This is a genomic window from Sphingobium sp., assembly GCF_033795625.1.
Classification (GTDB): domain Bacteria; phylum Pseudomonadota; class Alphaproteobacteria; order Sphingomonadales; family Sphingomonadaceae; genus Sphingobium.
In genome coordinates this window covers 1-12,130 of the sequence record NZ_JARYGI010000018.1, presented here as the reverse complement: position 1 = coordinate 12,130, position 12,130 = coordinate 1, and the positions used below count along the sequence as shown (strand labels likewise).

12 protein-coding genes and 1 tRNA gene are annotated in these 12,130 nt (G+C 62.1%); 7 read left to right on the top strand and 6 right to left on the bottom strand.

Going from position 1 to position 12,130, the window contains the following annotated elements; all coding sequences use genetic code 11:
• The first annotated feature begins 12 nt into the window (after positions 1–12).
• The 3 genes from QHC67_RS10675 (at position 13) to QHC67_RS10665 (ending at position 2,878) form a co-directional block, all read left to right on the top strand.
• Positions 13–249 carry a type II toxin-antitoxin system HicB family antitoxin gene (locus QHC67_RS10675; protein ID WP_319294128.1) on the top strand — a complete coding sequence of 79 codons (237 nt, stop codon included), beginning with the start codon at positions 13–15 and terminating at the stop codon, positions 247–249.
• A 171-nt stretch (positions 250–420) separates the two neighbouring features.
• On the top strand, positions 421–846 hold the full coding sequence (locus QHC67_RS10670) for a hypothetical protein (protein ID WP_319294126.1): 426 nt from the start codon (positions 421–423) through the stop codon (positions 844–846).
• Between the two features lie 442 nt (positions 847–1,288).
• Positions 1,289–2,878, top strand: coding sequence for an amidase (locus QHC67_RS10665; protein ID WP_319294124.1), 1,590 nt, complete (start codon positions 1,289–1,291; stop codon positions 2,876–2,878).
• On the opposite strand, the gene QHC67_RS10660 is transcribed toward QHC67_RS10665, so the two are convergent.
• From QHC67_RS10660 to QHC67_RS10650, 3 genes are all read right to left on the bottom strand, one after another.
• Complete coding sequence (locus QHC67_RS10660) at positions 2,865–3,260, bottom strand: DUF4345 domain-containing protein (protein ID WP_319294122.1); 396 nt, start codon at positions 3,258–3,260, stop codon at positions 2,865–2,867. The genes QHC67_RS10665 and QHC67_RS10660 overlap by 14 nt on opposite strands.
• On the bottom strand, positions 3,257–3,739 hold the full coding sequence (locus QHC67_RS10655; protein ID WP_319294120.1) for a DUF2721 domain-containing protein: 483 nt from the start codon (positions 3,737–3,739) through the stop codon (positions 3,257–3,259). Before QHC67_RS10655 ends, QHC67_RS10660 begins: the two co-directional genes overlap by 4 nt.
• 85 nt (positions 3,740–3,824) lie before the next feature.
• Positions 3,825–5,036, bottom strand: coding sequence for an LL-diaminopimelate aminotransferase (locus QHC67_RS10650; protein ID WP_319294118.1), 1,212 nt, complete (start codon positions 5,034–5,036; stop codon positions 3,825–3,827).
• Positions 5,037–5,329: 293 nt separating this feature from the next.
• On the opposite strand from QHC67_RS10650, the gene QHC67_RS10645 reads away from it, so the two are divergent.
• The 3 genes from QHC67_RS10645 to clpS all read left to right on the top strand — a co-directional run bounded on the left by QHC67_RS10645 (position 5,330) and on the right by clpS (position 8,579).
• Positions 5,330–7,057, top strand: a complete 1,728-nt coding sequence (locus QHC67_RS10645) for a class I poly(R)-hydroxyalkanoic acid synthase (protein WP_319294229.1) — start codon at positions 5,330–5,332, stop codon at positions 7,055–7,057.
• An 85-nt stretch (positions 7,058–7,142) separates the two neighbouring features.
• Positions 7,143–8,021, top strand: coding sequence for a phasin family protein (locus QHC67_RS10640; protein WP_319294116.1), 879 nt, complete (start codon positions 7,143–7,145; stop codon positions 8,019–8,021).
• Positions 8,022–8,237: 216 nt separating this feature from the next.
• On the top strand, positions 8,238–8,579 hold the full coding sequence (gene clpS, locus QHC67_RS10635) for an ATP-dependent Clp protease adapter ClpS (protein ID WP_319294114.1): 342 nt from the start codon (positions 8,238–8,240) through the stop codon (positions 8,577–8,579).
• A gap of 50 nt (positions 8,580–8,629) precedes the next feature.
• Here clpS and QHC67_RS10630 read toward each other — a convergent pair whose 3' ends face one another.
• From QHC67_RS10630 to rlmB, 3 genes are all read right to left on the bottom strand, one after another.
• Complete coding sequence (locus QHC67_RS10630) at positions 8,630–10,084, bottom strand: diguanylate cyclase (protein ID WP_319294113.1); 1,455 nt, start codon at positions 10,082–10,084, stop codon at positions 8,630–8,632.
• A 52-nt stretch (positions 10,085–10,136) separates the two neighbouring features.
• Positions 10,137–10,466, bottom strand: coding sequence for a zf-TFIIB domain-containing protein (locus tag QHC67_RS10625; protein ID WP_319294111.1), 330 nt, complete (start codon positions 10,464–10,466; stop codon positions 10,137–10,139).
• A 260-nt stretch (positions 10,467–10,726) separates the two neighbouring features.
• Positions 10,727–11,467 carry a 23S rRNA (guanosine(2251)-2'-O)-methyltransferase RlmB gene (gene rlmB / locus QHC67_RS10620; protein WP_319294109.1) on the bottom strand — a complete coding sequence of 247 codons (741 nt, stop codon included), beginning with the start codon at positions 11,465–11,467 and terminating at the stop codon, positions 10,727–10,729.
• 105 nt (positions 11,468–11,572) lie between these two features.
• On the opposite strand from rlmB, the gene QHC67_RS10615 reads away from it, so the two are divergent.
• Positions 11,573–11,659: transfer RNA gene (locus QHC67_RS10615), tRNA-Tyr, on the top strand.
• Positions 11,660–12,130 lie beyond the last annotated feature (471 nt).

Here is a 12,130-nt window from a genome sequence, read left to right as displayed (position 1 = left end):
TAGTGGAGACCTATGGGCTCGGCATCAATGACGATTGAACCGCATTATCATATCAATGTCTTCTGGTCAGAAGAGGATGAATGCTGGATCGCGGACGTCCCTGATCTCCGCCCGTGTTCGGCGCATGGCAACACACCGCAAGAGGCGGTCAGCAACATCCGAGATGCTGTGACTGGCTGGCTGGAGGTTGCGAGGGAACAGGGCTATCCAATTCCGGAGCCGCGTTACCGGCCCGCAATTTACGCCTGATCGCGCAATCCCACGCCACACCGATTAGCGGTTGAGGCGGCTTCCGCGCTGGGCCATACCCGGCGCATGCGTTTTTCCCGTTTATCGTTCGCCCCCCTTGTCGTTCTTGCATCATGTGTCGCTCCGCCGCGAGACGCGCCTGCACCGGTGCCGGCATCGGCGCCGGCGCCAGTGCCAGCGTCGCCCCCAAGCGCTCCGCCTTCGCGTGAATGGCGGGACTGGCCCCTCACGGCGGGCGCATGGCGCTATCAGGCGGAGGGCGCGTCAACCACGGCGATATTCGGCGTTACGGGTGCGCCGGCTGTGCTGACGTTCCGGTGCGAATTGCCCACTCGCCGGATCATTTTCGTGCCCGGAACGGCACCGGGGGCAGGGCAGATGACGGTGCGAACGACCTTCGGTTCCGTGCAGTGGCCGCTGCAGCCTTCGCCCGCCAGCAGCCCGCAATTCATCGCGGTTCGGGCGGCGGGAGACGCGGCGCTGGATCAGATCGCGTTCAGCCGCGGGCGCTTCCTGATCGAAGTCCCCGGCGCGTCTCCGATGGTGTTGCCGACATGGGCTGAAATCACGCGCGTCGTCGAGGATTGCCGGGGCTGAGCCACCTGCCTGCGGAGCGGCGCGAGCGATCAAGTATGATGGCAAAAAAGATTATTACAAGCCTTGATCGGAGGCCCCGTTTGATTCACAAATCGGGTGTCGCCGGAACAGGCAACTGCCCAAACCGGCACGCAGTGTTTTCAACATAGCGAAAGGAGGTGATCCGATGTCTCATGGTTCAGTATTGGGGTCGGTCAAGTCCATTCGGGAAACGCGCCGCTGAGCGACGCCGTTAGCGTCAATTTTCGAGTTTTCAGTGCCTCCTGCACCGCGCGAGCTGGTTGAGGAGCTGTATCGAAAATAGCGCGATCCACGTTTCCCTGGGCGGCATTTCCGGCCGCTGACCATGCAAATGATGGGCCGTCGGGCTGGACCCGGCGGCCCCTCTCATGTTTGCATGGCGCGCTTTGTGTATGTGCGTCAGGTCTTTCTTCGAAAGTGAATGCCGATGCGTGCCTCCGCCTTGCTTGCCGTCGCGCTGCTCGTCTCCGCATCGACGGCCAGTGCCAAGAGCATCGCCGACGAAACCGTCGCGAGCCTCGCCGAAGGCATGGCGAGCGGCAAGACGAATAGCGTGAAGGCGGTGCAGGCATATCTCGACCGCATCGCCGCCATGGATCGCAAGGGTCCCCGGCTCAACAGTATCATCACCCTCAATCCGGAAGCATTGGCGGACGCGAAAGCACTGGACGTCGAGCGCCGTGTGGGCAAGGTGCGCGGGCCTCTGCATGGCGTTCCCGTTCTGATCAAGGACAACATCGAGACATTGGGCATGCCTACCACCGCCGGGTCCCTGGCACTGGCCCGCAACGACAATGATCGCGATGCACCCTTGGTCGCAGCCCTGCGGGCACAGGGCGCGGTCATCCTTGGCAAGACGAACCTGTCCGAATGGGCGAACATCCGTTCGACCCGCTCGCTCAGCGGCTGGAGCGCAGTGGGCGGATTGACGCGCAATCCTTACGCGCTCGATCGTACCACATGCGGATCGTCGAGCGGTTCCGGCGCTGCGGTCGCGGCGGGTTTTGCGGCGGCGGCTGTGGGAACGGAGACGGATGGCTCGATCATCTGCCCCAGTGCGATGATGGGGCTCGTCGGGCTAAAGCCGACCGTTGGACTGGTGCCGCGCACCCGTGTCGTGCCTATCAGCCATAGCCAGGACACGCCGGGCCCCATGGCGCACGATGTTCGCGATGCGGCCGCCTTATTCTCCGCGATGATCGTCAGCGACCCCGAAGATCCCGCAACCCGCGATGCCGCCGCGCACGGCCACGATTACGCCGCCGCTTTGAACCCCGCGCGGATCAAGGGCATGCGCATCGGTCTCATCCGCATCGGCGCGCAGCCGGAATGGATCGCCCGGTTCGATGCCGCGCTCGCCACGCTGAAGGCGACAGGCGCGATACTGGTCGAGATCAAGCCGACATCGACGGACGGCATGGGCGACGCAGAAGGCGACGTGCTGCATGCCGAATTGAAGGCGGACCTGAATGCCTATCTCGCGACCACACGCGCCGACCGGGTGCCCACGCGGACGCTCGCAGACGTGATCGCGTTCAATGCGAAGGAAGCCGCCCGCGAAATGCCATTGTTCGGGCAGGACACCTTCCTCAAGGCCGAAGCGACGAAAGGGCTGAACGATCCCGCCTATATCGCATCGCGCAGGAAATCACTGCGGCTGGCGGGCACGGAAGGCATCGACAGGATGTTGGCCGACAATGCCGTCGAACTGATCGTGATGCCGAACTACGGCCCTGCATGGCTATCCGACACCGCGTGGGGCGATCAATATGAGGGGCCCGGCGGTGCGACCGGCAGGGCGGCAATAGCAGGCTATCCGCATCTGACGGTTCCGATGGGGCTGGTGCGTGGCCTGCCGGTGGGGTTGTCATTCATCGGCGCGGCCTATGACGAGCAGCGGTTGCTGGACGTGGGCTTTGCCTATGAGCAGGCGGCAGGGCTTGTGCTGAGGCCGGACTTCCGGCCCACCATCGATGCGGGTCCGGAACTGGACGGCGCTAAGCTGCCCTGACGCGTCGCGCGAAAGCGGCCTGCCATGCCATCAGGCACGGCACCACGCCCAGCTCCATGCAAAGCCCGAGGATGTGCCCCTGAGACGGTGCGCCTGCCGACAAGAGAGACCAAAGCCGCGCCAAACCGCCGATCACCACGAACGCGCCGAGCATCCGGAACCGTTCGCCCTTCGCTTCGATATCGGGCACGCACGTGCAGAAGGCGAGGCCAACGCCAAAGAAGATGCCGCTCATGTAGCGGAAGTGGCTATCGAGATCGACCGGCACCGAACCCACGCCATGCACCCAGTTGGGACCGGACAGGATGCCGGTGCCGCCCGTCACTAACGGCACGACACAGGCGAGCGCGACGATGGCCTGCAACAGGCGCTTTTCGATCATCCGGCTTCTTCGTCTTCCGTGTCGGCCTTGTGGAACAGCACTTCGTTACGGATGTGGATGGTCCGGGATGCCAGCCTGATCTCTATGATGAAAGTGATGAAAGCAGCGGCCTGCAGCAGCATCGACATGATGAAGAGAATGGCGATGGGTCGGCCCATGCGGGCATGGACGAGTTCGGAGGCGAACAGCAATATCACCACCAGGCACACTGCCGCGCCGCTCGCCACCGTCAGCAGGATCGCGGCGTTGACGACGGATATGCGCCGGTCGAGTCTGCGGATTTCATCCACGTAACGGTCATGTTCTGCGCCGCGGGTTCTCATCACCAGCGGTTCGACGACGCGCGCGCGGTCTATGACGCGGGCGAGGCGGCCGGCGCACACGTTCAGGAATGCGCCGATCCCGGCAAGCAGGAACACCGGGGCAAGAGCGAGCTGGATCGTCTGTGCGACTTGGCTGACTTGCGGAAGGGGGATCACCGAACCGGACTCTCCGTTCTTGCTATTGGCGGACGAGCGCCGCCGGATATCGTGGCTATCCGGCGGGCCGTCTCGACGAGGATGATCAGATCGCTGCCTTTGCAGTGGGTGTGTTGACGCCCATGCTCTGTAGATAGCGCTTCACATTGCGTGCCGCCTGCCGCAGTCGCTGCTCATTCTCGACCATGGCGATGCGGACATAACCTTCACCATCTTCGCCATAGCCTACGCCCGGCGCCACCGCGACCTTGGCATGGGTGAGCAGCTGCTTGGAGAATTCGAGGCTCCCCATCTCCTTGAGCGCCGGGGGCAGGGGCGCCCAGGCGAACATCGACGCGCGCGGTGCGGGGATGTCCCACCCGGCGCGACCGAAGCTCTCGACCAATATGTCGCGGCGCTTGTGATAGAGTTGCCGGTTCTTCTCGACGATATCCTGCGGGCCGTTGAGCGCTGCACAAGCCGCCGCCTGGATCGGCGTGAAGGCACCATAGTCCAGATAGCTCTTCACGCGCGTCATTGCCGCGATCAGCTGCTTGTTGCCCACTGCAAAGCCGATGCGCCAGCCGGCCATGGAATAGGTCTTGCTGAGCGATGTGAACTCCACCGCGACGTCCTTCGCACCCGGCACCTGCAGGATCGAGGGCGTCGGATTGCCGTCGAAGTAGAGTTCCGAATAGGCAAGGTCGGACAATATCCACACCTTGTTCTCCTTCGCCCAGGCGACCAGCCGCTCGTAAAAGGCGAGATCGACGGTCTCCGCAGTCGGGTTGGAGGGATAATTGACCACCAGTATCGAAGGGCGCGGCACGGTGAAGGCCATGGCGCGGTCCAGCGAGCGGAAATACTGCTCGTCGGGCGTGGTCGGAACGGATCGGATCGTCGCGCCCGCGATGATGAAACCAAAGGTGTGGATTGGATAACTTGGGTTAGGCGCAAGTACGACATCGCCGGGCGCGGTAATCGCCGTGGCGAGGCTGGCGAGCCCTTCCTTCGACCCCATCGTGACGACGACTTCGGTCTCGGCATCGACATCCACGCCAAAGCGGCGGCCGTAATAATTGGCCTGAGCCTTGCGCAGTCCCGGAATGCCCTTCGACGCGGAATAGCCATGCGCATCGGGCTTTTGCGCCACTTCCACCAGCTTTGCGATCACATGATCGGGGGGCGGCAGGTCGGGATTTCCCATGCCCAGGTCGATGATGTCCTCACCCGCCGCACGCGCCGCGGCCCGCATCGCGTTCACTTCGGCGATGACATAAGGGGGCAGGCGTTTCATGCGGTAGAATTCTTCGGACATTGGTCGATACTTTCCTTGAGGGTGCCTGGCGGCCTTGTGTCTTCTCTCTAATGAATGGCAAGATGCCTGGACTTAGCTCCATTGGAGCAAGTGCGGTATAGACTGGGCCGGGACAACTGGCCAGAACAAGAGCGCGGTTTTCTGCGCAGGAGCGAGTGATGGCGAAGGCAGGCAAGAAGCAGCGGGACGCTGGCGGCAGCAGTTCCCCCGAAATGCCGAATCAAGGCGCTGCAGAGGCTCCTCGCTCCAACGGGGAGCCGGTAGGCGAGCGCGTCATTGAGCCGGCGGCCAAAATGGCTGAGGCGATCGTCCCTACACTGGAGCAGATGCAGCAGTGGACTCAGATCATCGGGCGCGGGCAGCAGATGATGCTGGAGCATTCCACTCGCCTGATGAGCGAGGGCAAGCAGCCGTTCGACACATCGGCGCTCACGCGCGTCAACACGGATTTCGTCAACGAGAGCGTGGCGTTGTGGCAGCGGTTCGTCGATGGCTCGGGCTGGATGAAGGCGACGCCCGACCCCGCGCCGCCCGAAAGCCCCGCCGCGCGCAAGGATCGTCGCTTCGCCGATCCGGCGTGGGAGAAGCACCCGCTGTTCGATCTGCTGCGGCAGGGCTATCTGCTGACGTCGGAATATATGACGAAGCTTGTCGATAATGTGGACGGCCTCGACCCCAAGCAGAAGGAACAGATCCGTTTCGCGACCGGCGGCATTGTCGATGCGATGTCGCCCAGCAATTTCCTTCTGACCAATCCCGCGGTGCTCGAAAAGACGATCGAGAGCGGCGGAGAGAATCTCTTGAGGGGCCTGAAGCACATGCTGGCGGACCTCGAAAAAGGCCAGCTGACGCATACGGATGGCAGCCATTTCGAAGTGGGACGCAACATCGCCGCGACGCCCGGCAAGGTGATCCACGAAACGCCGCTATACCAGCTTATCCAATATTCGCCGACGACCGAGACGGTACTCGAAACGCCGCTCATCATTTTCCCGCCGTGGATAAATCGCTTCTACATACTGGATCTCGCCCCCGAGAAGAGCTTCGTCAAATGGGCCGTGGATCAGGGCGTCACTGTCTTCATGGTATCGTGGAAATCGGCTGACGAGACGATGATCGATGTCGAGTGGGACGACTACATCCTCCGCGGTCAGGTCGACGCGATCGATACGGTCCGCAAATTGCTGGATGTCCCGAGCGTCCATACCATCGGCTATTGCGTTGCCGGAACCACGCTGGCCGCGACGCTGGCGCTGCTCGCCGCGCGGGGAGAAGCGGAGAAGGTGACGAGCGCCACGTTCTTCACGGCGCAGGTCGATTTCGCGCAGGCGGGCGATCTCACCTTGTTCGTCAATGACGAGCAACTGGCGATGATCGATCGGCTCACGACATCAGGCGTACTCGACGGACGCTATATGGCGGCGACGTTCAACCTGCTGCGCGGGCGCGACCTCATCTGGAACTATGTGGTCAACAATTATCTGCTGGGGAACGACTATGCGCCGTTCGACTTGCTGTACTGGAATGGCGACACGACCAACCTGCCTGCGAAATGGCATCGCGCCTATCTGAAAGAGTTGTACCGCGACAACAAGCTGGTGCGGGCAGGGGAGATGCAAGTCGAGGGCACCGCGATCGACCTGTCGCTGGTGAAGACGCCCGCCTATATCCAGGCAGGCCGTGAGGACCACATCGCGCCGCCGCAAAGCGTCTGGAAACTCGTCGACCATTTCACCGGACCGCACCGATTCGTGCTCGCAGGATCGGGGCATATCGCTGGCGTCGTGAACCCTCCGGCGGCAAACAAATATCAGTATTGGACGTCCGAGGAGCCCGCCAAAACGCTTGATCAATTCATCGAGCAGGCGAAGGAAACGCGAGGAAGCTGGTGGCCCGACTGGATCGAATGGCTGCGTGAACGCGGGCCCGGAGTGATCGCCGCGGATGGCGCGCGCCAGCCTGGAGAAGGCAGTCTACCCGCTCTGGAAGACGCGCCAGGAAGCTACGTCAGGAGCCGCTGACGCTTTTTTGCTGCAGTGCAACAAAACGCTTGATGTCAGTGTTAAGTTCCTATATTGTGCACCGCAACATAAATGGGAGGTCGCTGTGGCTGACATACCGAAGAAGACTGCAACCAAGGCTCCGAAGCCGCCCCTCGCTGGTGGTAAGGGCGTCGCACTGACGGCGCGAGAGGCGCTTCAGGCTGCGGAGAAGGCAACGAACCCGGCTCCTGCGCCGAAGGTTCCTTTCGTGCAGAAACCCAAACCAGCATCAAAGGCGCCGGCAGTTCCTGCCGCCGCCCCCAAAGTCGCGGCTAAACCCGTGGTGGCAAAGGCGCCTGCCGTACCGGCGCCGATCGAACCAGCTCCTGTCGCCACGGTGGAGGTTCCGGTCCAGCCGGTCGCCGCTGCCGCCAATACCGTTCCAGATGGCAAGGTAGCGCAACAAACCCCCTCATTGGATATAAATGCGCCGGAGAAGGAAGAACCCGTTCTCACGGCGACAGCAGAAGGAAAGAACACCGTGAACGACGTGATCGAAAACACCCGCAAGTACACCGAAGATGCCAAGACCCGTTTCCAGTCGGCCTTCACCGATCTGAACGAAAAGGCGAAGAGCGGCGTCGAAAAGTCGACCAAGGCAATCGAGGAAATGGCCGAAATCGCCAAGGGCAATGTCGAAGCGATCGTCGAATCGGGCAAGATCGCAGCCAAGGGCGTTGAAGCCATGGGCCAGGACGCTGCCGAATATGGCCGCCTGACCTTCGAAAAGGCCAGCGCCACGATGAAGAGCCTTGCCGCTGCCAAGTCGCCGACCGAATTCTTCCAGCTTCAGAGCGAAATGCTCTCCAGCGCATTCGATGCCTTCGCCAAGGAAAGCGCGAAGACCAGCGAAGCGCTGCTCAAGCTGGCCGGTGAAGTGGCCCAGCCGATCAGCAGCCGCGTGTCGATCGTTACCGACAAGGTAAAGTCGCTCGCCGCCTGATGGGGCTGATCGAAGCCGGTGAACGGCTTTGACGATGTAAGTGGGAGAGGTGGCCGTCCGGCGTCGGATGGCCACCTTTTTCTATGCGTATCGTGCGGGAGATGCCTGCTTTTTAATGGTGAACGGCCGCGGCAGCCTCTTGCGTCGCGGCGGCAACTTGCCATATCCTGCAACAGGATGATCAGCGCACACACACACTACGCACACGCCGTTCGGATGAGCGACGACGGCAAGGATGACGAAGGCGGAACCGGGACGACCGGTCCCGGCGTCGGCATCGCCACGCGCACGCGTACCCGGACCAAGAAGCCCTCGCTCTACAAGGTGCTGATGCTGAACGACGACTATACGCCGATGGAGTTCGTCGTCCACGTCTTGCAGACCTTCTTCAAGATGGACATGGAAGAGGCGACGCGGGTCATGCTGCATGTGCATCAGCGCGGCGTCGGCGTCTGCGGGATATTCAGTTACGAAGTGGCTGAGACGAAGGTGAACCAGGTCATGGACTTCGCGCGCCAGAACCAGCACCCTCTTCAGTGTACGCTGGAGAAAGCCTGAACGACTGATCCGCTAAAGGCGGCTCCGGCTCGATCGCCGGGCAGGATCTCTCACGCGAACAGCCGCATACGCTTGGGGTGCTGGGCCTTCGACCGATAGAGCGAGGCATCGGCGATCTGCGCAAGCTCATCGAAGCTTGTCTCGCCATCCCAGGCCGCAATGCCGCAACTCATGGCAAGCAGCACCGCGGGCCCGCCCTGCAGATGTAACGGGCGCTCCCTCAATGACGCCTGCAATCGATCGCAGACCTCGTTGGCGCGATCGAGGCTCGTGCCCGACAGGATGAGCATGAATTCGTCGCCGCCCAGGCGCCCGATGACGTCCCCACCCCGGAGATGGGCGCGCAGCACCGACGCCACATGAACCAGGGCTGCGTCGCCGACATGATGACCCCAATTGTCGTTCACATCCTTGAAATGGTCGAGGTCGATGGCGACGAGGCATAATGGCTGGCCATGATTATGGGCCATCTCAGCCTTTGCCTTTTCGCGGAATGCGGCCCGGTTGAGAACGCCGGTCAAGCTGTCGGTCGAAGCGAGCAGCGACAATTCCGTCTCGCGCAGGCGCAGGGCCTTTTCATTCTCCGCCAGATCGCTGACCAGCTTACGCCGCGCGGACAGGTCGGCCGCCACGGGCAGCGACGTGACGAGCAGCACCAATAAGAAACCCTGGAAGAGGTAAGACTGCTCGGCAAGATCACTCGTATGCATCGCCACTGGCCCCACCCCCTGCATGGTAGCCATGGTGCCGATGATCGCCACCGTCAGGATGGCAAGCTTTGTGCCGAGGCTTCCCAAGCGGAATGTGGCAAGCATGACGGGCGCAAAGAGGGCGAAGAGCAGCGGTCGCGGGGCGATGAAAAAGACATGGCAGGTCAACATCGCGTTCAGGGCCAGAACGACGCCTGCCTCAACGCGTTCGGCCCAGCTCAGGTCGCGTAACCAACGTCCATAGTCTCCGTTGAACGCTGCGCGGAAAAACGGCGTGAACACCAGCAGTCCCAAAGCATCGCTCATGAACCATGTCTTGAGCGACGGCCCGAAGCTGTGCCCAAACACCAGCCATCCGGTCGCCGCACCGCCGAAACTGCTGACGACGGGCGCTATCAGGCCCGCCACCAGAATGAACCAGCCCACGGTCTTGGGTGTACTCAACAGGCCGTTGCCGTCGACCCGACCACGCAACATCAGGGCAGCGATCGCGACCTCTGCAAGGTTTGAGCATCCATATAGCAGTGATGCGCTGAGCGCGCCGCGCGTGAGAAGAGTGGCCGCGAAGATTGCCGCAAACCCTGCACTCAGGATCGACAGGAAGCCGGGGCGCGCCTTGCTCAGGAGCATCGCCAGCAACACGGCGTTCGCGGGCCACACCGTCGCGACATTGTGACCATTGCTGGTGTACTGGATCGTCAGAACTGCCAGCACGAAATATGGAGCCGCCGCGGTGAGCCATGTGACGCCCGCTCTTGGACGCCTGCCGTTAGTAGCTGTATCTTCAACCTTCATGACCCCGGTTAAGGTCGAAGTGGCTAAAACCGAGTTAAGGCGCCTAAGGTCTTCAGTCGAACAGTTCTTCCAGAAAGCTCTTCCGGCGCTTGCGCTGATAGTCGCCTTCATAGTGCGGCCGATGCCCAGTATTCTGCTGTGGCGCGTAGCCGCGATCCGGCCTGAAGTTCGGCTGCGGCTGCGGCTGGGCGGGAGGGGTCTCGGCGCGGGCGCTGCGCTCGAGGATCTTGTCCAGTTCGCCGCGGTCGAGCCATACGCCGCGGCATTGCGGACAATAATCTATCTCCACGCCCTGGCGCTCTGACATATGCAGCGCGGTGTGGCAGGAGGGGCATAGCATCGAAGCCATGGGGCGGGATTCACGGGCAGCCGGATCGTTCATGCACTTTTGCTCCATTTCAGGCCCAATCGGGCGAGTAATCGAGCGTGCTGATGCGGTCGCAGAGGAATTGAAAGGGGGGAGAAACAATTCCCCGAACCTGCACCGAGCACGCCCGATGCGGTCCGACATCACGTCCGGAGGCTCGATGCAGCACATCGAAACCATTCCGGCCGCCAGAGGGGCCCGGCCCGCACAATAGAGATAGGATACCCCGGCTGCTTTTCAACATTCCGGCAAAATGCCGCGCTTTTGGCAGCCGTTCAGCCGACCGTTGCCGCGTACAGCGCAATGGCCGCGGCATTGGAGACGTTGAGCGATTCCATGCGCGGACTGATCGGCAGCTTGGCGAGGATGTCGCAATGCGCCATGCTGTTGTGCCGCAGCCCTTCGCCTTCCGCGCCCAGTACCAGCGCGACGCGGGATTCGCCGACTGCCTTGTCCAGCGTCAGTTCGGCCTCGCCATCCAGTCCGATTCGCCAGTAGTTCGCCTCGGCAATCTCATCGAGAGCGCGGGCCAGATTGACGACCCGGACCCACGGCACGATCTCCAGCGCGCCGGACGCCGCGCGCGCCAGCACGCCCGTTTCCGCCGGAGAATGCCGGTCCTGCGTGACGATCGCCAACGCGTCGAAGGCAGCGGCAGAGCGCAGGATCGCGCCCACATTATGCGGGTCCGTCACCTGATCGAGCACCAGTATCGGCCGTCTGTCGTCGCGCCCTTCGTCCAGCACGTCGCCCAGCCAGACATCGTCTAGCGGCTCGACTTCCGCGACGATGCCCTGATGCGGTGCGTCCGATGGCACCATGCGCCCCAGATCCGCCACATCGGAATAGACGATGGGCAGGACGGGCGGCAGTTCCAGCGCCGTCAGCGCCTCCCGCGTGCCCCATATCTTGCGCACGATGCGGTTCTCGTTGGCAAGCGCGGCGGTGACGGCGTGGCGGCCGTAAAAGCGTGGAAATCCGCCCTTGGGCTTTCCGGTACGATGTCCTCTTTTCATGGCGCGTTCTTTTCACGGGAAGCATTGACAGGCAAGCCTCCTTTCGTCATTGAGCCCCCCTCCGGTCGCAACGCAGTACGATTTTTTCGCACAGCGCTACGGTTTGGACAGGTGGCCGAGTGGTTAAAGGCAGCAGACTGTAAATCTGCCCGGGTTTCCCGTACGCTGGTTCGAATCCAGCCCTGTCCACCATCATTGGGCTATGTGCCTGAAATGCCTTGATTGGGTCCGTGAAGAGCCCACGGGAAGGCTCGTTTTCCGTCGCGCATACCCTGAAGATGTCCGGCCCTACCTCTCCAAAGCCGGTCAACGGGAGCTGAAGGTGCCCTTGGGTGCCAAGCGGTTTATGACCGCCGACGCATTTCAGCGTTACGAGAAAGCAAAGCGTCGATTCGACAACGAAGTAAAAGAGGCCCGTGCTGCTCGGCAACGTCATGAGAAGGCCAAAGAGGGACTGAGGGATGCCTTGTCGCCCGAACGTGTTTCCTACTTGGCAGACGTCTTCAAGCATAACTGGCACATGGCGGATGAGAACGCCCTCCGAGTGAGGGGGGAGGAGTGGGCTCAGCAATCGGAGTCTGACCGGCCCCACTGAGTGGTCCGTGCTGATTGTTAGTGCATTATCGCCTCCGTTGCCATTGCCGCCTGGAGGTGGAGCGAAGC